Genomic DNA, 20,520 nt, shown 5'->3' with positions numbered 1-20,520 from the left:
GCATCTCGGGGTGGCGGTCACGACGCGGCCTGTACCGCGGCTTCGACCGCCGGGTAGTCGCAGGCGTCTGCGACGACCGTCAGCAGCGTGTCCGGCTTCGCCTCCGCCTCCTCGGCGAAGCGGGCCAGGCGGTCGCTGTCGCGCCCGGTGACGGTGACGCGGTGCCCTGCTGCGAGCAGCCGGCCCGCCCTCGCCGCGCCGATGCCGCTCGAACCGCCCGTGATCAGGGTGACGGGACAACCAGCCATGTCGTGTTTGCTCCTGCTTCCTGGGATGACCTTGCTCGGCATGGGACAGCCTGCCGTGCCGTCAACATCCTTGCGCGGCCCTTTCGTTACGGCACATCAGACCTCAGCCGGGCAGTCGCCCCGAAGGCTCATCCAGTGCCGTCCCACATGGAGTTGGTCGTGCTGGATCGACATCGGCCTCGGCAACCACGCTGGTCCCGCTACAGTTCCAGGGAGCCGGTGGGCAGACGGCGGTGGGGCAACACGTGGGGCGTCGGTTCTTCATTGCGCTGGGCAGCGCTCGTTACTGCCATCTCGCAGCCAGCGAACACGTCGCGGATCAGGGCGACGTCGTGGCCCTGTCCAAGGCGTTCGCGCCCTCGTTCGGCGACCGGATCACCGACTTCCTCGTGAACAACGGCGCCAAGGCCCACGATGTGAAGCCGTACGTCACGGCAGTGGTGAGCGGACGGGCCGTCGCCGCCGGGTTGCACACACGCCCCGTGTGACGTCCCGGGGCTGAGGCCTCAGAACACCGGCAGCGCGATCGGAGTGAACGTCCGCCGCCTCGCGGTGTATCGACTGCTGCCCGTTCGCACCTCTCGCCCCCGATCGCCCCGGTTAGGGGCCTCGGGGGCTATCTCGTACAGCGGCAGGCGACCCCGGTCCCATCCAGGACGACGCAAAAGGATCTTGCCTCTGTAACGGAGTGGAGACGATCAGTGCCGACCGGCGGTATCAAACCGACCGCAAACCGGCAAAGACCCACCGTATGGGGCCTGTCCGCTCTGGACGGCCCGCTCCGTTCCGGCTACCGTCATCGCTTCTCGGCCACTTGTTCACTTTTCAGCCACCGAACTGCTACGTACTGAGCCCGTCAAGTTGCACGGCCAGCCTGACCCCTTCAGACCCCCGCAAGGAGACCCCGTGAACGTGCCCCGTACCCGGGCAATCGGCGCCACCGGCGTCCTGGCGGCGGCGGCGCTGACCTTGAGCGCCTGCGGCTCCACGCCCGCCACGAGCACCACGGCGAACGACAAGAGCGCGGCCACCGCCACCTCCGCGGCCGACCTCGGCGGTATGGACGCCCTGGCCGCCGCCGCGAAGAAGGAAGGCACGCTCAACGCCATAGCCCTGCCGCGCGACTGGGCCGACTACGGCGCGATCATCGACGGGTTCACCAAGAAGTACGGCATCAAGGTCCAGGACGAGAACCCGCCCGGTTCCAGCCAGGACGAGGTGAACGCCATCACCTCCCGCAAGGGCCAGAGCAACGCCCCGGACGTCGTCGACCTGGGCTCGTCCTTCGCGCTCAGCGGCGCACAGCAGGGCCTGTTCGCCTCCTACAAGGTGGCCGGGTTCGACAAGATCCCCGCCGCCCAGAAGGACTCCGGCGCCGCCTGGTACAACGACTACGGCGGCTACATCTCCATCGGCTGCGACGCCAAGCGGGTCAAGGTGTGCCCGAAGACCTTCATGGATCTACTCAAGTCGGACTATCGGGGCGAGGTCTCGCTCAACGGCGACCCGACCAAGTCGGGTGCCGCGTTCGGCGGGGTGTACGCGGCGTCGATGGCCAACGGCGGCTCGTTCGTCCAGATCCAGCCCGGACTCGACTTCTTCGGCAAGCTGAAGCGGCTTGGCAACTTCAACCCGACGCCGGCCACTCCGGCGACGATCCAGAAGGGCCAGACGCCGATCACCATCGACTGGGACTACCTGAACGCCGGTTACGCGGACGCGTTCAAGAGCAAGGGGCTGGACTGGCAGGTGGCCGTCCCCTCCGACGGCGTGTACGCCCAGTACTACTCGCAGGCGATCAACGCCTCCGCCCCGCACCCGGCGGCCGCCCGCCTCTGGGAGGAGTACCTGTACAGCGCCGAGGGCCAGAACCTCTTCCTCAAGGGCTACGCCCGCCCGGCGCTGATGGACTCCATGGAGGTGGACGGCAGCCTGGACGCCGTCGCCGCAGGCAAGCTCCCCGCGGTCACCGGTTCGCCCGCCTTCCCGACCGAGGACCAGCTGGACACCGCCAAGAAGACCGTCATCGCGAAGTGGGCCCAGACCGTCTCGTAACGGCAGACGACGCGGATCAGCGGCCGGGCGACGGACTCACCGTCGCCCGGCCACCGGCGTTCAGGGCGACCACCATGGTCGCCGCGTGCCTCGCCTGGCTCGGCGCATCCCGGCCGTGACGAGCTTGGCGGCCGAGTGGCCACACATCACGGAGGCATCCATCGGATCGGCCCCGCCGATGCGCCCCAACCGCCGAACTCGGGCCGGGGTCAGTCGAGTTCCACCTCGAAGTCCCAGGTGACCACGGGCTTTCCCGCCGGCTTCCAGGTGATGGTGGAGTGCCCGGCGGCGTAGGTCGCGGCCAGGTGCAGCACCGCTGCCTGGCCCTGGCTCGCGTCGGCGGCGGGCCGGTCCGATGTGAAGCGCACGGAGTGGCCGAGTTCATCGGTGATGGTGAGGTCGTCGGCGCGCAGGGCGGTGCTGCCGCTCACCGGCCGCACGGTGACGGTGATCGTCCCCGGTGCGGAGTCGGGCGGCCTGCCGCTGGCGGTGCTGGGGAGCCGTAGGTCGGGACCGGCGGCGGTGATCAGCGCCTGGTCGCTGCCGGTACTGACCCGGACCGCGTCGCCCATCGCGACGAGTTGGGCATGCCCCGCCGACGCGGTCGGCACCACGGGTGAGGCGGGCGCCGACGGAATGGGGACACGCCCCAGGTCCTGCGGGGCGTCCGACTTGTGCGCACAGCCGGTTGCGGCCAGGCCCAGGGTGAGGAGCGCCACGGCGGCCAGCGGACGGCGGGCGCCGGGGCCGTACCCGTAACGGGTACGGCCCCGGCAGGTGGTGCGATGGGTCACTTGCCCGCTCCCGCGGCGGCGCCGGGCCGTAGGCTGTCGCGGACCGCGTTGGCCCCGGTGAACTGCGGTGTCACCAGCGCCGGTTGGTCCTGTGCGGGCGTGGAGGTCGCCGAGTAGACGCCCCGGGTGCCCAGCGCGGCCGGTGCCATCGCGTGCCCGCCGGGGTTGTTGTAGACGTCCGGGCCGAACGCACGTAGCCCCTGCATGGCGGCATAGCCGATGTGACCGTGGCCGTCGGTGCCGCCACCGTGGATGCCGTACAGGTCTTCCATGCTGCGCAGCCAGGAGTAGTGGTTGTACGGCTGGTCGCTGATGGTGCCCGGCTTGATGTAACGGGAGATCAGCACGGATCCGGTGATGCCGCCGCCCGGGGTGGTGTCCTGGCCGAACGCCTGGAAGCCCGGCTGGTTGGTGTTCGGGCCGGGGAGTTCGTTGCAGCAGGCGACGATCGACTGCGAGGTGTCCGTCGGAGTGTTGAGGCTCTGGTCGGAGTTGCCCTGGTAGTCGGCGGTGGAGTTGCCGTAGAGCTTGTACGGCGGGAACGCCTCGTCGAAGGTGATGTCGATCAGGCCGTCGTCCTGGAACGCGGGCGAGGCCATGATCTGCGGGATCCACTTCTCCAGGAACAAGTCCGAGGCGTACAGGCCGCCTTGGTGGTTGTTCGGGTCACCGGAGCCGTTGTCGCCCTTGCAGGTCGAGTCGTGCGCGTCCGAGCAGTTGTCGGGCGTGATCCAGGAGAAGGCCGGGGTGGTGGCCTCGCTCTTGAGGTCCTGGGCCAGGCCGCTCTGGGCCGGGTGGCCGGGCTGGGCGGCCCGCCCGTCGAGGGGCACGACGTTCTTGCAGTCGGCGGCGTTGTCGGTGACCGAGTGGAACCAGGCGGTCGGGTTGTGCTTGGGCACGTACTGGTCGGCCGGGGTGGCGCCGCCGGGGTCGGGAACTCCGTTGCCGGTCGGGTCGCCCGGGATGCCGCAGTGGTACGGGTCCTCACGCCCCGGGGTCTTGCCCATGTCCTGCATGTACGCCTTCCAGCCGACGTGCTTGGCGTCGAGCTGGTTGAACAGGGTCGGCACGGACTTGGGGTAGACACAGCCGGTGGCGGCGTAGGTCTGGCCGTCAGCCGCCGGATAGCCGAGGGCCACGTTCTTGTACTGCGGGCAGTCGTTCTGGTTGTCCGGGGCCGGGGCCTGGCCGCTGACGGCGCTGATGTAGTTGTCGAGGCTGTAGTGCCCGGTGCCGTAGTACTGGCGCAGCAACTCGCCGTACTGCGGCAGGGTCTTCCACAGGTAGCTGTTCTGGTTGAGCCCGGTGAACGCCGCCTCGTACGACTTGTTCTCCAGCATGATCATCCACACGTGCTTGATCTTCGGTGGATGGAACGCCTCCGTGTGCGCCGACGCCACGCCCGTGTCGGCGGTGGCCGTCAGTCCAGCGGCGGCCAGCACACCGGCGCTCGCCAAGGCGATCATCCGCCAGCGGCGTGTGCCGCCTCCCTCGTTGGTCCGGCTGGTCCGGCCGAACCGTAGTCCCCTGAATCTCATAGATCACATGGTGAACGCCGACATCGCACTACGACAGGGTGAACAGCGTAAAGCCTCGGTGAATACATCCACGAAACAGGTGAGTTCACTGGCAAACCGCTCTCACTGAACCGTTGAGCGTGGTGCAAGTCCCGTCCGCCTTGTGGGAGTTCGACTGCCGCCGCTGAGCGGACCGGAGCGGCCCGCGTCCTGCGTCACCGCGTGGCTCGGTACGCGTGGGCGCGTCGTACGAAGAGCTGGTGCAGGTCGCGGGCGGCTCGGGGGACGGAGCCGAGAGGCGGCGCTGGATGACCAGCGGCACATCGGCGCCGTCCCCGGCGAGCGGCCAGAGGTGATCGTGCCGCACTGCTCCAACGGGCCGCCGATGACGCTGAATTCGGGCAGCACCATGGCTCCCAGGCAGGGCATCCGCTGGGGCGGACGCCCTCTCCAAACCGCAGCCTGACCCAACCCGGCGAACCTGTGCGGTCACAGCACCAGCAGTCGAGCGGGGACGAAGAAGTGCCGGACAGACGGTCCTGGTGGCGGGTCGGGCCTCAACGCCGCGCGTGGCGGATCTTCAACCGTCCGAACCCCATGGCCTCGGAGATCCGTATCCTCGGTCCGCCCGGGGCGGGAGCGCCGACGGGTCTTGTAGAGCGGGGCCTTCCACACGGTCCGCAGATCCTCGACGTCGACGATCGCGTCGCGCGGCACCGTGATCTTGGCCCTGCCGGTGCCGAGTTGCAACTCGATGTCGACTACCGGATGCTCGATGACCGCCCGGGACAGGTCCAGGTGCACCTTTCCAAGTGCGGACTCGACCTTGAGGATCCGAGGTACCCGCCATGCGCCGCGCCGCTGGATCCGTCCGCTGATGGCGGCAATCGACCACAGCCACCTCGCCGGACTCCAGCTCTCCCTAACAGCCTGAAAGTTGGAATCAACCATCAAGATCGGGCACCGGCCTGGAAAACGCCGAGGGTCAGCGCCTCGAACATCGCCGACCCGTCGCGAGAGCGGGTCCCCCATACATCGTCGTGGTAGCGGCTCAGTGCGGTGTCGTCGGCGCCGGCCCACGCACAGCGCGGCTTCCCGTGCTATCGGGTGATCACGTCGCTGCTCATCCGACCCTCCAGCGTCCTGTCCACACCCATCGTCACGATTCAAGTTCCGCCGGGACCTCGGCGCCCAGGGCCGTCAGCAGTTCCGCGACATAGCCGTCGAGCTCACGACCCACTTGCGCTGATGTCGGGGTTGCCCAGCGACGCGAACAGGGTGCTGGGCTGGTCGAGGCTTACCGGGCCCGATATCTGAGAGGCAGTCACCTGAGGGGCCGGTCACCTGAGGGTCCCGTCATCTGAGGGCCGCCGGGCAGTGGTGCGGCGTCAGATCTGGACGAGGCCGCCATCCACGAAGAGTTCGGCTCCCGTGGTGAACGAGCTCTGGTCCGAGGCCAGGAAGAGGGCCGTGGCGGCTACTTCTTCGGCGCGGCCTATCCGGCCGAGCGGGATCCTCTGGGAGAGGCTGTCCGCCAGTGGGTCTCCGCCGGCTTCCTGACTCCCCAGCCCGCGGATGCCGGGTGTCTCGATCGGGCCTGGGCTGATGGCGTTGACCCGGATTCCCCGGGGGGCGAGTTCGGCGGCGAAGGTTCGAGCCAGGCTGCGGTTGGCGGCCTTCGTGGCGCTGTAGACGCCCATGGCCCCGACACCCGTCGAGGCATTAGTGGACGAGAGCAGGATCACCGAAGCCCCGTCCGGCACCAGGGGGAGCGCCTTCTGGACGGTGAAGATCGTCCCCTTGACGTTGATGTCGAAGATCAGGTGGTACTGCTCCTCGGTGATCTCCCCCAGTCGCGCCATTCCGGCGACGCCGGCGTTGGCAACGATAATGTCCACTCGTCCGCTGCGCCCCTCGATGATCGCGAAGAGGCGATCGAGGTCGTCGAGATGGGAGACATCGCTTTGGATGCCGATAGCGCGGTCGCCGATGGCTTCTGCGGCGTCCTCCAACTCGGTCTTGTGCCGACCGGTCAGGTAAACTGTGGCACCTTCGGCGGCGAACCGCTGGGCGATGGCCAGACCGATCCCGGTCGACCCGCCAGTCACCAGAGCGACCTTGTCATCGAGCTGTCCCATGATCTCCCTTTCCAGCCGACGACGGGATTCTCCGGTACTCCCGCGACGGCGAATGCCCGCCTAGCCGCTTTCGTGCCTTTAATACTCAGTCAACAACCCGCTTTGGGGCGCCGCAACCGGCGGGAGCGCCCTCCGCTGGTCGTGAGGTCCGCTCGCCTACCAGGGGCGGACGAGGACGGTACCGATCTTGCCGGGCCGGCCTGCGTGCTCGACGGCCTTGGCCAGCTCGCCCAGGCCGTATGTCGCGGGTACGTCGAACTGGTCCGCGAGCGCCAGCGCGATCTGCTTCGCGGCGCTGACGTCGGCTGCCCGCCTTTCGGCGGAGACCTCCAAGCGCCAACGCCCAAGGTTCGCGCCCTTCACGATCAGCGCCTGGTACAGGACCTTCGCCGCATGCACCGTGATCGGCTCCTCGGCGAGCGGCCCGTAGATCACCAGCTTCCCTCCCGGCGACAGCAGGTCCAGAAGCCTCTCCGCCAGCTTCCCCCCGACCGGGTCGTGGGCCACGCATATGGGGCGGCCGCCTGCCGCCTCGCGTACCTCGTCTGCCCAGTCCGGGTGCTGCGTCGACACGACTGGCACGTCCGGGAACCGCTTGCGCAGTTCGGCGGCACCGCCATCGCTGCGGACGATGTTGACGAGCGGCAGGCTGTGGAACTGGCACATCCCCGTCAGCAGCCGTCCGACCGACGAGCCCGCGGCCGTCTGCACCATAACGCCCTCGTATGCGAAGACCGGGTGCTCCTCCGCCTCACGGCGCAGCATGACCGCAGTGAGGGGGTTCACCACCATCTGCGCGGCAACCTCGTCCGACAACTCCTCAGGTACGGCGACGACCTCCTCAGCGTCCGCCACGATCCACTGGGACCACGCCCCCGGACTGAAGACCGTTACCCGACTGCCGGGCTCGACACCCGGCGCCACGGTCGTTCCCGGGCCGATCGCCTCCACTACGCCGGTGGCCTCAGCCCCGGCCGGAACCGGATCCCCCGCCTCCCCTGGGTAGTTATCGACGGCCAGGAGATCACCAGGGTGAATCGGGAAGGCCGTGGTACGGATGAGGACCTGGCCGCCGTCGGGCGCCGGCTCCGGCTCCTCGACGACGGTGAGAACGTCGGAGGGCGGCCCGCCACGGGTGTAGACCACACGACGGTTCATGATTCTCCTCTTGCGGAGGTCGGTCTGGGGCTCGCCCCGGGGGTCAGCCGACGTCCATCTGCAGCAAGAGCTTCGCGTGGTTCGCGCTGAGTGCTCCGTCGAGCTGCATCAGCCGCCCGCCTTCGCGCAGACCGCCAAGGTCCAGGGCGGCGAACCCGAACTCGTCAAGCAGGGCGGCTACGGCCGCCTTCGCGTCGGCGTCGTCGCCGGCGTAGAAGGCCACAAGCCGTCCCTCGGCCCCCTGGGTGTTCCCGGCGATGTACGACGCGAACAGGGTGTTGAGAGCTTTGACGACCCGGGCGCCGGGAAGATGGCGCGCCACCCACTCGCTGCCCGTGAGGTCACCGACGTCGTACCGGCCTCGCCAGGGATTGGCCGCCGCGAACTGATTCGTCGTGTCCACAACGATCTTCCCGGACCAGTCGGTGAGGTCCGTCAGGTCCGGCACGACAAAGAACGGCACCGAGAGGAAAACGAGCTCCGGCTTCGCGGCCTCCTCGGCCGTTACCGCGCGGGCCTTCCCCCCGAGCCCGCCCACTAGGGCTTCGAGAGTCTCGGGGCCCCGACGGTTGCCGATGAGCACCTCATGGCCATGGTGGACCGCCTGGCCGGCGACCGCCTGCCCCACCTCTCCCGCGCCGAGTACGCCGATGACGTGGTGTGTGTTCATGGTGGTCTTCCTCGATTGTGTGCAAAGACCATGCTAGCCCCACACTTCGCACGTGCGGAGTTAGGTCTCCAGCCAGCGGGGTCGGGTTTCGTCGATGCCGAGGAGTTCGAGTAGGTGTGCTTGGACTCCTCGGTTGATCAGGACGACGGGTGGACTGGTGCTGGTGCCGGGCCGGATCATCAGGCTGGCGAGGTGGTAGAAGATCATGCGGCCGGTGGGGCGGACGGCGCGGTTGTCGGGGTAGAGGCCGCGCATGGTCTGGTCGGGGCCCAGGGCCCGGCGGACCTGCCGTTCGATCAGGCAGAACACGAGCAGGGCCAGGCAGATCACGCTGATCAGGGCCTGGATGCGCCGGTTGTGCTGCAGGAAGATCGGGGCGACCGCGAGCGGGCCCTTGAAGTCGTGGTAGCGGCGCTCGAGGACGGCTTGGCCCTGGTAGCGCAGGAAAACCTCTTCGGCGCTGGCCTGCTCTTCGGTGAGTGCTCCGAATCGGTCATGTGCGGAGGACCGGACTAGCCGCGCACGTCACCTTCGGCGCCGGTGACTGAATCCGGCACCCGATGCGGCGCCGGGGACCGCTCCGGCGGCCTTCGCGGCAGGAAGAGCGCGGCCAGCGCGACGGCCGCCGCGGTCGCCACACCGGGGATGAGGACCGCAAGGTGCAGCCCCGCACTGAAGGCGTCGCTGAACAGACGGTGCAGCTCTGCGGGGGCGAGGTGCACGGCGTGTGCCCGATCGTGGCCGCCGTCGGCTACGACTTGTCCGCTGAGTTGGTGCCGGTGAGACGAGTTGGCATCGGCCCGTTGGAATGCGGAGTCCAGCTTCGACGTGGCACGGGTGCTGAGGATCGAGCCCAGCAGGGCGATGCCCATGGCGGTTCCGGTCTGGCGCGTGGCGTTGACCGTGGCCGAGGCGATACCGGAGCGCTCCCGGGGAACGGCGGTGAGGACGGCGGGTTCGTCGGCGTGATCGCCAGACCCATGCCGACGCCGAGGACGGCGAAGAGCAGGGCCAGCAGCGGATACCCGGTGTCGGGCCCGAGGGTCAGCATCGCCAGGAGTGACACGGCGACCAGGCCGTACCCGGCCAGTAGCGGACGCCGAGGTCCGAAGCGGCCGGTGAGGCGCCCGGCGTAGGTTGCGGCGACCGCGATCGCTACCGACAGCGGAAGGAATTCCAGGCCGGTCATGGTCGGGCTGTTCGCACGGACCTGCTGTTGGTAGAGGGAGAGCAGGAAGTACACCGCGTAGGCGCCGAAGCCGAGGAGGAACGACGCCGCGTTGATGACGGCGAAAGCCGCTCTGCCGAACAGCCTTACCGGCAGCATGGGATGACTCTGGCGCAGCTCCAGCACGAGGAAGACGGTCAGCCCCACCGCGGCGACCGCGAGCGTCGTCAGTGTGGATGCGGCTCCCCATCCGCGGTGGCCGCCCTCGACAAGGGCGTAGGACAGCGCGCCCAGCCAGATCACGCCCATGACCTGACCGGCCGGATCCAGCGCGGCGTGGTCCGGATCAGCGGATTCCGGGATGCAGCGCACACCGAGGACGAGGGTGAGGACGCCGAGCGGGAGATTCACCAGGAAGATGCTGGCCCAGCCGAACCGGTCGACCAGGATTCCGCCGAGTACCGGCCCCAGCACCACGGCCAGACCACTGCACGTCCCCCACATGCCGATCACCCGGGCGCGGGTCGCGGGATCCGGGAAGGCCTGCGCGAGCAACGAGAGCGCTCCGGGAGTGATCGTCGCGGCTGCCACTCCCTGGACGACGCGCCCGGCTATCAGCACACCCACTCCGGGCGCGAACGCACAGATCGCGGACCCGATGGTGAACACGGCGACGCCGGTGAGGAAGGCTCGGCGCCGGCCGTACCGGTCGCTGAGCGATCCGCAGGAGAGAACGAACGCGGACAGGCACAGGGTGTAGGCGTCGACGTCGCCAGGCCGAACTTCGCGGCGGTCTCACCGATCGTCAGCATCGATTGAGTCATGTATCGATTTGATGCCATACCGTGTCGACCACGCACCCCCATAAGAAGTCCCGGCGGCCACGGCGGCGGCGTCTGTCTCGCCCTGTCCGTGGCAACCACCGGACCTACCGAGTCGATCCGCCAGGTGCCGCCAGACTTGCCCCATGCGCTCGCCCGTTGTCCTGTTACACACTTGAGTGCTTGCGCTGCGAAGAATGTTCGACTGTGGCCTTAGGCTCATCAGGAAGTCGGGGAGGGACAGGTCAGGCGTCCTTCCAACTCGTGACCTGGGGAATGTGACATATGAGCCGTCACAGACGCGCGGTGCCACGCGAGAGTTCCATACTCGTGGCGGGGCGGCTCCGTGCCCAAGCGATGGTCCGCTCGGTGCGCGGATTCGTCGCCCGCTCACCTCGGTTGGCGGCTGCCGTCCGGCGGTTGCGGTGGGGGTACCCGCGGCCCGGACGGCAGGGCATTCGCCGCTGGCTGCCTTCCTGGCGGCAGCTGCTGACCCTCGTGGTGGGCACCCTCGGCCTGCTGACCGGGGTCATCGCGTTCGCCTACGAGCGGACGCAGATACCCACGGACCTCAACTCGTTCGCCACCCAGCAGGACAACGTCTACTACTGGGCCGACGGCACCGAGATGGGCCGCACCGGGCAGGTCAACCGGCAGGCGCTGCCGCTCAGCAAGGTACCGGCGTCGGTGCAGTGGGCGGTGCTGTCGGCCGAGAACGCCACGTTCTACACCGACTCCGGCGTCTCGCCCTCCGGGATGCTGCGCGCCGTCTACGAGATGGTGCAGGGCCGTGACACCCAGGGCGGCTCCACCATCACCCAGCAGTACGTGAAGAACGCCTATCTCAACCGGGACCAGACGCTCTCCCGCAAGATCAGCGAGATATTCATCGCCATCAAGCTGGACAGCAAGTTGAGCAAACAGCAGATACTGGAGAACTACCTCAACACCAGCTGGTTCGGTCGCGGCACCTACGGCATCGCACGGGCCGCGCAGGCGTACTACGGCAAGGACGTGTCCCAACTCGACCCGAGTCAGGCCGCGTTCATGGCCACGCTGCTCAAGGGCGCCGGTGACTACGATCCGGCGATCAGCCGGGCCAATCATGACCGGGCCAAGGTGCGCTGGGCCTGGGTGCTCGACCGGATGGTCGCGAACGGCGAACTGTCCGCCGCACAGCGGGCGAAGTACACGGTCTTCCCCGAGCCGATCGAGCCCAAGCGGACGATCGGCCTCAGCGGCCAGACGGGCTATCTGGTGGAGACCGCCAAGGCGTACACGGCCGCCCACACGAAGATCTCCCCCGCCCAGTTCGACCTCGGCGGCTACCAGATCTACACCACCTTCGACAAGCCGAAAGAAAAGGCGCTGACCAGCGCCGTGCAGAACATGAAGTCGGGACTCAAACCGGAGCAGCGCGAAGCGGACCGCAATGTGCGGGTCGGTGCCGCATCCGTTGTGCCCGACGGGCGCATCGTCGCACTCTACGGCGGTGAGGACTACCTCAAACAGGGGTTCAACGACGCCAACGCCGCAACCGTACCGGCGGGTTCGGCGTTCACGCCGTTCGTGTACGCAGCGGCACTGCGGGACGGCGTACAGCTGCAGCGGGGCGCCGCACGGACACCGGTGACCCCCGACACCGTGTACAACGGCGATGACAAGGTGCCCGTCAAAACACCCGAAGGCCCCTATTGGGACCGCGGCGGGAAGATGGCGAAGACCGCCAACGACGGAGGAAAGTCCTGGGGCCGCATCAGCCTGCGCGAGGCGATGGCCCAGTCCGTCAACGGCCCCTACACGCAGTTGGGCATGGACGTGGGCCTTGACCACGTGGGCAAGGCGGCCGTGGACGCCGGGCTGCTGCCCGACACACTCGGCGCTCAGGTACCGGCGTTCGCGCTGGGCAACTCCACGCCCAGTGTGATCCGGATGGCGGACGCCTACGGAACGTTCGCCGCTGGTGGCACGCACACCGAGCCGTACTCGGTGCTGCGCATCGTGCACGGCGGCGCGGCGGTCAGCCTCGACAAGCCCGCCGTCACCCAGCCGTTCAGCCCCCAGATCGCGGGCGCCGTGACCCAGGCCCTGGAAGGCGCCGTACAGCGCGGCAGCGCGACGGCCGCGCGGGACGCCCTCGGCGGGACGACGACCAGGGACGGTCAGGTGGCGGGGAAGACCGGCACCGTGCAGGACAACACCTCGGCCTGGTTCGTCGGCTACACCAAGCACCTGTCCACGGCCGTGTCGTTGTTCCGGGTGGACCCGAAGACACAACTGCTGGTCTCGCTGGACGGTCTGGGCGGGGCACCGACGGGACAGTTCCGCACCGATTGGCCCGCCACGGCGTGGGCCGACTACGAGAAGGCCGTCGGCTGAGCGGTCGGGCGGTCGGCCGACGGACAGGCCCCGGCGCTCACTTGATGATGGTCTTCCAGTCAGGTGCCTGCGCCGGGTCCAGCAGCCGGAGTCGGGCGAGCACCTTCGGGTCCTGGGCGTCGAGCCAGTCGGTGAGCTGGGCGAAGGTGACGCAGCGAACCCCGTCACGGCGGCAGACGTCCTTCACCACGTCCTCGATGGCCTGCATGTATATGCCGCCGTTCCAGTTCTCGAAGTGGTTGCCGATGTACATCGGGGCCCGGCTTCCGTTGTAGACGCGTTCGAAGCCGTTCAGATAGCCCTCGCGGGTCTCCTTCTCCCACTGCGCGTACTTGGACGGATCGCCCTCGGTGTTGTCACCGGACTGGTTGTAAAGGAAGTTGAAGTCCATCGACAGCACCTGGAAGTCCTTGCCCGGATAGGGCATCAGCTGCATCGGGAAGTTCCAGATGCCGTCCTTCTTCGACGGCCAGACCTGGAAGTCACCGGGCGAGCTGGCGTCGTAGCGCCAGCCCATCGCCTTCTCCGCCGGGAGAAGCGTCTTCTGTCCCTCCAGGCACGGTGCGCGACCGCCCACCAACTCCTTCTGGTAGTCGAACGGCAGCGGTGGGATGTCCTTGTATCCGGTGTTCGTCTTCCAGTTCTCGACGAACGAATACGCCTGCTTCGTCTCGCTCGTCCACTCCGCGGTGCTCCAGTCCTTGCCGCCGCCGGAGCCGCAGAAGTGCCCGTTGAAGTGGGTGCCGATCTCGTCGCCGTCCAGCCACGCCTGGCGCAACTGCTCCAGGGTGTCGCGGATGTGCTGGTCGGTGGCGAACGAGATCGCCGCGCTGCCCGCGTCGTGCTTCGGCGGGTGGTAGAGCATCCGTTTGGACTTCGGCAGCAGATACATCCCGCTCAGGAAGAACGTCATCTGCGCGTTGTTGTCCTTGGCCACCTGCCGGAAGTGGGAGAACATGTGGTCGTCGCCCTCCAGGGCGCCGTCCCAGGAGAAGACGACGAACTGCGGTGGCCTCTCCCCCGGCTTCAGCTTCTCGGCCTTGGGCTGCTTGGGCTGCGGGCCGGTGTACGAGGTGGAACCGTCGCCGATCACCTTCACCTTGCCGTCCCAGGCGGGCCCGCTGGCGGAGCCCTTGCCGCCGCTGCCGCCTGAGGACGGAGAAGGTCCTTGCGTGCCGGTGCCACCCTCGTCACCGGCGCTGGACCCCCCGGTGGTCAACGCGAAGGCGAGCGCCAGGACGACGCCCACTGCGGTCAGAGCGGCTGCGCCGTGCGCGGTCTTCACCATCAACCTCATTCCGTGCCACGGGCCTTGGTGCGTTCACGGGCCCGAACGTGCTGGGCCGCCATAGACGTCGCATTCCGATGATGTGACGCATATACCCGGCCGCAGGAAGAAACGCCCACGGCAGCGGGCTGGTTCCCTGCTGCCGGGGCCCTGCGTGCTTTTCGGTACTTCCCTACTCGTACGGATCACGGGGCTGCTGGATACGGGTCACCCGCTGCGCGGTCAGTGCGGGGACCGCGTCGTCCCGGCCCGCCTGCCCGTTGGGCTGCCACACCCCGGTGACCTCCACCCAGGCGTTCGCGGGCGGTGCGTCCGTACCGCGCACCTCGACCTTGTACGTCTGGGCGTCGGCGGCGCAGCAACTGATGTAGAGCCTGGTGACGAACCAGCCGCCGCCCTTCTCGGGGGTGACGAAGCCGGTGAGTTTCACCCGACGGCCCTTCAGCGAATGGGACTTGTCCCAGACCGCCCGGGAGTCGAAGTCGGCGAGCGGCATCGCCAGCGGATCGCCCGCGGCCAGCGGCGGGAATCCGGAGTCGGCGGTGGGCTTGGGCGCCGCGTTGTCGGACCGCCCAGCGGTGTACGAGCCGAGCGCGGGCGGCGCGATCAGGAACACCGCCAGCACGGGCAGCGTCAGCAACCAGGCGATACGCGGTCCTCCGTGGCCCGAGTGGCGGTGGTCGTGCCCCGCGGGGTGTTCGCCGCCGCTCGTGTCGCCGCGTACCAGAGCGCCCATCGCCACGACCGCGCTCACCACGCCGAGCAGCACCAACACCGCACCGGCGGCGATCAGATACGGGCGTTGCGTCGTCCGTACGTACCTCAGGTAGTCGTCGCTGAACAGCGAGATTCGGAGCACCGTGGCGCCGAACAGCACCAGCAGGACGGCCTGCACTTCGCGCTTCACAGCAGCCACCACCCCACCAGCGAGGAGACCACGATGCCGACCACGAACGTCGCGCCGGAGAACCGCCACGCGAACAGCCGCCCGAAGGTGCCCGCTTGGAGTGCCACCAGCTTCACGTCGACCATCGGCCCGAGCACCATGAACGTCAGCCGTGCGGTCAGCGGGAAGGCACTCAGGCTGGCGGCGACGAACGCGTCCGCCTCAGAGCACACCGCCAGCAGTACCGCGAGTACCGACAGCACGACCACCGACACCACCGGCACCGAGCCGAGGCCGCCCAGTACTTGGCGGGGCACCAGCACATTGAGGGTGGCCGCGGTGATCCCGCCGATCACCAGGAAGCCCCCGGCGTGCAGGAAGTCATGCTGCAGGGCGGCTCGGAAGGCCGGCCACCGCGCCGCCCCGGCCGCGACATCGCGCCGGACGGGCGGCCGTAGCCACTCGGGGCGGCCGAACCCGGCCCACAGCCAGCCCATCACCGCGGCGGTGGCCAACGACGCGGCGAACCTGGCCAACACCATCTCGGGGTGCCCGGGGAAGGCGACGGCCGTCGCCGTCAGCACCACCGGATTGATCGCCGGCGCGGACAGCAGGAACGTCAGCGCCGCGGCGGGCGCCACGCCCCGGGCGATCAGCCCGCCCGCCACCGGCACCGAGGCGCACTCGCACCCCGGCAGCACCGCCCCCGCGATCCCGGCGACCGGCACGGCCAGCGCCGGGCGCTTCGGCAGCGCCCGTTGCAGGAACGAGGCCGGTACGAACACGGCTATCGCGGCGGACAGCAGCGTGCCCAGCACCAGGAACGGCAGCGCCTGCACGCAAATGGCGACGAACACCGTCGACCAGGTCTCCAACCAGCCGGCGTGCAGCCACCGGCCCAGCCAGACCCGGCCGCCCAGCAGCACCACCATCCCGGCGACGAGCACTTCGAGGGAGCCGATCCGTTGCCAGCGGGAACGCGGCGCCGCCCGTCTTCGTGACCGCCTCGGCGCAGGCGCGGGGTCCGGCACGCCTCCCCGCGCCCGCTCCGGGGCGATGGTCATCTCGTCCGTCATCTGTCTCCGCTGTTCCTCAGCCTCATGACCGGGTTTTCGACCGGCCTTCTGACCGGTGTGGCGACCGGGCCGTGGGGCATCGCGGCGTACGACCGTTGGCGTCGCGCCGGTCAGATCATGGGACGCCGCCGGGATGACGGGCAGTTCCCGGGCGAGGATCGCCGAAACACCCGCATCGTGGCAAACGCCGGGTCCTCGCGGGCATGCCGTTCGGGAGGAACCGGGGAGATCCAGCGGTCCTGTCGCGTCGGTGTGCGGGACACGGGGAACTCAGGACCCGACGTGCACCTGGGCCGTCCAGAGCGTCGGCGTCCGCGCAGACCGCTCGCGCAACTCCGGGGAAGCCGCCCGCGCCGCCTCCGCGGCCGACCCCGTCGCACGGTGCACTGGGATCCTGACCGGGCCGCAAAAGCGGCCCCTACCCATCGCAGCGGCTTCGCCCCTGGTGCGGGACGCTATTTCGCGCGTACCGCGGCCGTCGAGCCGCGTACCACCAGTTCGGGCTCGAAGACGAACTCCGCACGCTGGGCCTGGTTTCCGCTGATCTCCTCCAGCAGGACGCCGACCGCGGCGGCGCCCATGGACTCGACGGGCTGTCGGATGGTAGTGAGCGGCGGGTCGGCGAAGGCGATCAGCGGGGAGTCATCGAAACCGACCACCGATATGTCGCGCGGAACGCTCAGCCCGCGGGCTCGGGCGCCGCGGACGGCACCGAACGCCATCAGGTCGCTGCCGCAGACGATCGCGGTGCAATCGCGGCCCAACAGCTCGCCCGCCGCGGCCTGTCCACCCTCCACACTGAACATCGAGTGCCGCACCAGCGCTCCGGCAGCCTCGGCGTCCAGCCCGAGCACCGACTCCATGGCGGCGGTGAATCCCTCAAGCTTGCGTTGCACCGGAACGAATCGGGCGGGACCTACGGCCAGGCCGATGCGTTGATGGCCGAGCCCGGCGAGATGGCGCACCGCCATCCACATCGCCGCCCGGTCGTCGACGGAGATGAAGGGTGCGCTGATCTTGTCGCTGTAGCCGTTGACGAGCACGAACGGCACACCACGGCCCACCAGCCGGGCGTAGCGCTCCGTGTCGGCCGTGGTGTCCGCGTGCAGACCGGACATGAACACGATGCCGGTCACGCCGCGCTCCACCAGCATCTCCACCAGTTCGTCCTCGGTGGAGCCGCCAGGAGTCTGGGTGCACAACGCGGGGGTGTAGCCATAGCGGGTCAGCACCTGCTCGATGACCTGGGCTAAAGCCGGGAAGATCGGGTTGCTCAGCTCCGGCGTGATCAGCCCGATCAGACCGGCGCTGCGCTGGCGCAGCCGTACCGGACGCTCGTACCCGAGCACGTCCAGCGCGGCCAGCACCGCCTGCCGGGACGCCGCGGAGACTCCCGACTTGCCGTTGAGCACCCGGGAGACCGTGGCCTCGCTCACCCCCGCCTGCGCTGCGATGTCAACCAGTCGCGCCGTAGTCACACAACGGAGCCTATTGCACCGCGGCACGGGCTCCTACCGGATCCCCTGCCACGCCTGGCGGCCACCCGCCTTCCGCCGGGCTAGGTGGATCCGTCGGCTCCACCAGAGCCTCGGGCGGCGCCGGTCGAACCGCGGACGACCAGTTCCGGCTGGAAGACGAACTCCGCGCGGTGGGCGGGGTTTCCGCCGATCTCCTCCAGGAGCGCGTCGACGGCGGCCGCGCTCATGGACTCGACCGGCTGCCGGAGGGTGGTGAGCGGCGGGTCGGCGAAGGCGATCAGGGGCGAGTCGTCGAAGCCCACGACGGACACGTCCCCGGGGACGCTCAGACAGCGCTGGCGGGCCGCCCGGATCAAACCGAAGGCCATCATGTCGCTTCCGCAGACCACCGCGGTGCAACCGCGGTCCAGCAGCACACCGGCGGCGTGCCCGCCCTCCACACTGAACAGGGTGTGCTGGACCAGTCGCTCCGACTCGGCCGCCGCGACACCGAGGATGTCCCGGCACGCCGCGGTGAAGCCCTCCAACTTGCGCCGCGCGGGGACGAACCGGGCAGGACCGACGGCCAAGCCGATCCGTTCATGGCCCAGTTCCGCCAGGTGGCGCACCGCCATCCACATCGCCGCCCCGTCGTCCAGCGAGATGAACGGTGCGCTGATCTTGTCGCTGTAGCCGTTGATGAGCACGAACGGCACACCACGGCCCACCAGCCGGGCGTAGCGCTCCATGTCCGCCGTGGTGTCCGCGTGCAGTCCGGAGGCGAAGACGATACCGGCGACGCCTCGCTCGACGAGCGTCTCGACCAGTTCGTCCTCGGTGGACCCGCCGGGGGCCGCGGTGCACAGCAGCGGTGTGTAGCCGTGGCGGCTGAGAACCTGCTCGATGGCCTGGGCGAAGGCCGGGAAGATCGGGTTGTTCAGCTCAGGGATGATCAGCCCGATCAGACCGGCGCTGCGCTGGCGCAGCCGTACCGGACGCTCGTACCCGAGCACGTCCAGCGCGGCCAGTACCGCCTGCCGAGTGGCCGCGGAGACCCCCGACTTGCCGTTGAGCACCCGGGAGACGGTGGCCTCGCTCACCCCCGCCTGCGCTGCGATGTCGGCCAGTCGCGCGGTGGGGGCGGGGTCGGTGGAGATGGGTGCCATGTCAGACGGCCCACCAGACCGTGGTGTCACCAGGCAGGATGACCTCGCCGTCAAGGACGACGACCGGGCTGGACGAGAGCAACACGCGGCCGGGAGCGGCCAGTCGGACCGGCTGCGCGGCGGTGTTGGCGGTGCAGACGAAGGAACCGTCGGCGCTGTCCCGGCGGAAGCACAGCACCGCCTCCGGGGCGTCCTGCCAGCGCACCGACTCCCCCCCGCCCAGCGCCGGGTGCTCACGGCGGACGGTCAGGGCGGTGCGGTAGAGCTCAAGGGTCGATGCCGGGTCACCGGTCTGCGCCTCGACGCTGAGTTCGGACCACTCGGCGGGCTGCGGAAGCCAGCTGGGGCCGCCCGGCGTCGGGCCGAACCCGTACGGGGCCTGGTCGCCGGACCACGGGATCGGCACCCGGCAGCCGTCCCGCATGCCCTCCTGGCCTTCCACCGCGGTGCCCTTGGCCCGGCGGAACGCCGGGTCCTGGCGCACGGCGTCGGGCAGGTCGGTGACCTCCGGCAGGCCCAGTTCCTCGCCCTGGTACAGATAGGCCGAGCCGGGCAGGGCGAGCATCAGCAAGCTGGCGGCCCTGGCGCGCCGCAAGGTCTGCTCGGGGTCGGCGGTGCCGAGCCGGGTGGCGTGGCGCACCACGTCGTGGTTGGACAGCACCCAGGTGGTGGGCGCGCCGACCGGGCGCATGGCGTCCAACGAGGCGTCGATGACCTCGCGCAGTGCCGTTGCGTCCCAATCCGCGCTCAGATACTGGAAGTTGAAGGCCTGGTGCAGTTCGTCGGGGCGCAGGTAGTTCGCCGTACGCCGCACCGTGGGGGTCCATGCTTCGGCGACCGCTATGCGTTCGCCGCTGTACTCGTCGAGGATCTTGCGCCAGCCGCGGTAGATGTCGTGGACGCCGTCCTGGTCGAAGAACGGCAGGACGGCGTTGCCCAGCAGGGTGATCTGGTCGTTCCGTCCGACGTCCGGCAGGCCCGCCGCCTTGACCAGGCCGTGGGCGACGTCGATGCGGAAGCCGTCGACGCCCAGGTCGAGCCAGAAGCGCAGGACCGAGCGGAACTCGTCGGCCACCGCGGGGTGTTCCCAGTTGAAGTCGGGTTGCTCGGGGGCGAACAGGTGCAGGTACCACTCGCCGTCGCTGCCGTCGGGATTGCGGGTGCGGGTCCAGGCGGGCCCGCCGAACACCGACTCCCAGTCGTTGGGCGGCAGTTCACCATCGGCGCCCTTGCCGGGCCGGAAGTGGAATCGGCTTCGCAGCGGTGAGCCGGGGCCCTCGCGCAGCGCCTGCTGGAACCAGGCGTGCTGGTCGGAGCAGTGGTTGGGGACGAGGTCGACGATGATCCGCAGGCTCAGGGCGTGGACGTCGTGGATCAGGCCCTCGGCGTCGGCGAGGGTGCCGAACATCGGGTCGACGGCACGGTAGTCGGTGACGTCATAGCCCGCGTCGGCCTGCGGGGAGGCGTAGAAGGGGGAGAGCCACACGGCGTCGACGCCCAGGTCCTTCAGGTACGGCAGACGGGCACGGATGCCCGACAGGTCGCCGATGCCGTCTCCGTTGCCGTCGGCGAAGCTGCGTGGGTACACCTGGTAGATCACCGCATCGCGCCACCAGCCGCCGCGAGCGTCGGCGTCGGCAGGCCGGGGCAGTTCGGTCAGGTGCTGGGTCATGGAATCCCTTGGAATCGGCGAGTGGGC

At 69.2% G+C, this 20,520-nt stretch carries 18 protein-coding genes and 2 pseudogenes; 3 read left to right on the top strand and 17 right to left on the bottom strand.

Annotated elements, in window-relative coordinates:
* Positions 1 to 17 precede the first annotated feature (17 nt).
* A complete protein-coding gene (locus P2L57_RS07870) occupies positions 18 to 248 on the bottom strand; it encodes an SDR family NAD(P)-dependent oxidoreductase (protein WP_275810475.1) in 231 nt (76 codons plus the stop codon).
* Between the two features lie 245 nt (positions 249 to 493).
* Between P2L57_RS07870 and P2L57_RS07865 the strand changes: the two genes are divergently transcribed.
* Together P2L57_RS07865 and P2L57_RS07860 are read left to right on the top strand one after the other, a co-directional pair.
* On the top strand, positions 494 to 736 hold the full coding sequence (locus P2L57_RS07865) for a hypothetical protein (RefSeq protein WP_275810472.1): 243 nt from the start codon (positions 494 to 496) through the stop codon (positions 734 to 736).
* Between the two features lie 418 nt (positions 737 to 1,154).
* Entirely contained in the window at positions 1,155 to 2,303 is a 1,149-nt protein-coding gene (locus P2L57_RS07860) for an ABC transporter substrate-binding protein (RefSeq protein ID WP_275810469.1), read from the top strand.
* Positions 2,304 to 2,512: 209 nt separating this feature from the next.
* On the opposite strand, the gene P2L57_RS07855 is transcribed toward P2L57_RS07860, so the two are convergent.
* From P2L57_RS07855 to P2L57_RS07815, 10 genes and pseudogenes are all read right to left on the bottom strand, one after another.
* Positions 2,513 to 3,097, bottom strand: coding sequence for a hypothetical protein (locus P2L57_RS07855; RefSeq protein WP_275810466.1), 585 nt, complete (start codon positions 3,095 to 3,097; stop codon positions 2,513 to 2,515).
* Positions 3,094 to 4,635, bottom strand: coding sequence for an alkaline phosphatase family protein (locus tag P2L57_RS07850; protein ID WP_275810461.1), 1,542 nt, complete (start codon positions 4,633 to 4,635; stop codon positions 3,094 to 3,096). The genes P2L57_RS07855 and P2L57_RS07850 overlap by 4 nt, the downstream gene beginning before the upstream one ends.
* Before the next feature lie 536 nt (positions 4,636 to 5,171).
* A pseudogene (locus tag P2L57_RS07845) lies at positions 5,172 to 5,505 on the bottom strand (hypothetical protein); the annotation flags it as partial.
* A 59-nt stretch (positions 5,506 to 5,564) separates the two neighbouring features.
* A pseudogene (locus P2L57_RS40620) lies at positions 5,565 to 5,681 on the bottom strand (DNA-3-methyladenine glycosylase I); the annotation flags it as partial.
* A 321-nt stretch (positions 5,682 to 6,002) separates the two neighbouring features.
* The gene (locus tag P2L57_RS07840; RefSeq protein ID WP_275810458.1) at positions 6,003 to 6,752 is read right to left on the bottom strand and encodes an SDR family NAD(P)-dependent oxidoreductase; all 750 of its coding nucleotides are present in this window, start codon (positions 6,750 to 6,752) and stop codon (positions 6,003 to 6,005) included.
* A gap of 156 nt (positions 6,753 to 6,908) precedes the next feature.
* Positions 6,909 to 7,910 (bottom strand): alcohol dehydrogenase catalytic domain-containing protein, encoded by a 1,002-nt coding sequence (locus P2L57_RS07835; protein WP_275810455.1) that lies wholly within the window; start codon positions 7,908 to 7,910, stop codon positions 6,909 to 6,911.
* A 43-nt stretch (positions 7,911 to 7,953) separates the two neighbouring features.
* Positions 7,954 to 8,580 (bottom strand): NADPH-dependent F420 reductase, encoded by a 627-nt coding sequence (locus P2L57_RS07830; protein WP_275810452.1) that lies wholly within the window; start codon positions 8,578 to 8,580, stop codon positions 7,954 to 7,956.
* A 60-nt stretch (positions 8,581 to 8,640) separates the two neighbouring features.
* A complete protein-coding gene (locus P2L57_RS07825) occupies positions 8,641 to 8,910 on the bottom strand; it encodes a hypothetical protein (RefSeq protein ID WP_275810449.1) in 270 nt (89 codons plus the stop codon).
* A 182-nt stretch (positions 8,911 to 9,092) separates the two neighbouring features.
* Complete coding sequence (locus tag P2L57_RS07820; RefSeq protein WP_275810446.1) at positions 9,093 to 9,302, bottom strand: hypothetical protein; 210 nt, start codon at positions 9,300 to 9,302, stop codon at positions 9,093 to 9,095.
* A 29-nt stretch (positions 9,303 to 9,331) separates the two neighbouring features.
* The gene (locus tag P2L57_RS07815; protein WP_275811140.1) at positions 9,332 to 10,501 is read right to left on the bottom strand and encodes an MFS transporter; all 1,170 of its coding nucleotides are present in this window, start codon (positions 10,499 to 10,501) and stop codon (positions 9,332 to 9,334) included.
* Positions 10,502 to 10,854: 353 nt separating this feature from the next.
* Here P2L57_RS07815 and P2L57_RS07810 point away from each other — a divergent pair, with 353 nt between their 5' ends.
* Positions 10,855 to 12,948: a transglycosylase domain-containing protein gene (locus P2L57_RS07810; RefSeq protein WP_372515643.1), complete on the top strand. Its 2,094-nt coding sequence runs from the start codon at positions 10,855 to 10,857 to the stop codon at positions 12,946 to 12,948.
* 37 nt (positions 12,949 to 12,985) lie between these two features.
* On the opposite strand, the gene P2L57_RS07805 is transcribed toward P2L57_RS07810, so the two are convergent.
* The 6 genes from P2L57_RS07805 to P2L57_RS07780 all read right to left on the bottom strand — a co-directional run bounded on the left by P2L57_RS07805 (position 12,986) and on the right by P2L57_RS07780 (position 20,493).
* On the bottom strand, positions 12,986 to 14,236 hold the full coding sequence (locus P2L57_RS07805; protein WP_275810443.1) for a polysaccharide deacetylase family protein: 1,251 nt from the start codon (positions 14,234 to 14,236) through the stop codon (positions 12,986 to 12,988).
* 172 nt (positions 14,237 to 14,408) lie between these two features.
* Positions 14,409 to 15,143 (bottom strand): TIGR03943 family putative permease subunit, encoded by a 735-nt coding sequence (locus P2L57_RS07800; RefSeq protein ID WP_275810439.1) that lies wholly within the window; start codon positions 15,141 to 15,143, stop codon positions 14,409 to 14,411.
* On the bottom strand, positions 15,140 to 16,198 hold the full coding sequence (locus tag P2L57_RS07795) for a permease (protein WP_275810436.1): 1,059 nt from the start codon (positions 16,196 to 16,198) through the stop codon (positions 15,140 to 15,142). The genes P2L57_RS07800 and P2L57_RS07795 overlap by 4 nt, the downstream gene beginning before the upstream one ends.
* A 455-nt stretch (positions 16,199 to 16,653) precedes the next feature.
* On the bottom strand, positions 16,654 to 17,676 hold the full coding sequence (locus tag P2L57_RS07790) for a LacI family DNA-binding transcriptional regulator (RefSeq protein ID WP_275810433.1): 1,023 nt from the start codon (positions 17,674 to 17,676) through the stop codon (positions 16,654 to 16,656).
* A gap of 80 nt (positions 17,677 to 17,756) precedes the next feature.
* Positions 17,757 to 18,821: a LacI family DNA-binding transcriptional regulator gene (locus P2L57_RS07785; protein ID WP_275810430.1), complete on the bottom strand. Its 1,065-nt coding sequence runs from the start codon at positions 18,819 to 18,821 to the stop codon at positions 17,757 to 17,759.
* Position 18,822: 1 nt separating this feature from the next.
* Positions 18,823 to 20,493, bottom strand: a complete 1,671-nt coding sequence (locus P2L57_RS07780; RefSeq protein ID WP_275810427.1) for a glycoside hydrolase family 13 protein — start codon at positions 20,491 to 20,493, stop codon at positions 18,823 to 18,825.
* Between the last annotated feature and the right edge of the window lie 27 nt (positions 20,494 to 20,520).

This window comes from Streptantibioticus ferralitis (assembly GCF_029223525.1).
Taxonomy (GTDB): Bacteria; Actinomycetota; Actinomycetes; order Streptomycetales; family Streptomycetaceae; genus Streptantibioticus_A; species Streptantibioticus_A ferralitis.
This window is presented reverse-complemented; position numbering and strand designations above follow the sequence as displayed.

Bases quoted from the DNA above. Each gene is read 5' to 3' on its own strand.
- P2L57_RS07870 (WP_275810475.1), bottom strand. From the start codon at position 248: ATGGCTGGTTGTCCCGTCACCCTGATCACGGGCGGTTCGAGCGGCATC.
- P2L57_RS07850 (WP_275810461.1), bottom strand. From the start codon at position 4,635: ATGAGATTCAGGGGACTACGGTTCGGCCGGACCAGCCGGACCAACGAG.
- P2L57_RS07840 (WP_275810458.1), bottom strand. From the start codon at position 6,752: ATGGGACAGCTCGATGACAAGGTCGCTCTGGTGACTGGCGGGTCGACC.
- P2L57_RS07835 (WP_275810455.1), bottom strand. From the start codon at position 7,910: ATGAACCGTCGTGTGGTCTACACCCGTGGCGGGCCGCCCTCCGACGTT.
- P2L57_RS07830 (WP_275810452.1), bottom strand. From the start codon at position 8,580: ATGAACACACACCACGTCATCGGCGTACTCGGCGCGGGAGAGGTGGGG.
- P2L57_RS07810 (WP_372515643.1), top strand. From the start codon at position 10,855: ATGAGCCGTCACAGACGCGCGGTGCCACGCGAGAGTTCCATACTCGTG.
- P2L57_RS07805 (WP_275810443.1), bottom strand. From the start codon at position 14,236: ATGGTGAAGACCGCGCACGGCGCAGCCGCTCTGACCGCAGTGGGCGTC.
- P2L57_RS07795 (WP_275810436.1), bottom strand. From the start codon at position 16,198: ATGACGGACGAGATGACCATCGCCCCGGAGCGGGCGCGGGGAGGCGTG.
- P2L57_RS07785 (WP_275810430.1), bottom strand. From the start codon at position 18,821: ATGGCACCCATCTCCACCGACCCCGCCCCCACCGCGCGACTGGCCGAC.
- P2L57_RS07780 (WP_275810427.1), bottom strand. From the start codon at position 20,493: ATGACCCAGCACCTGACCGAACTGCCCCGGCCTGCCGACGCCGACGCT.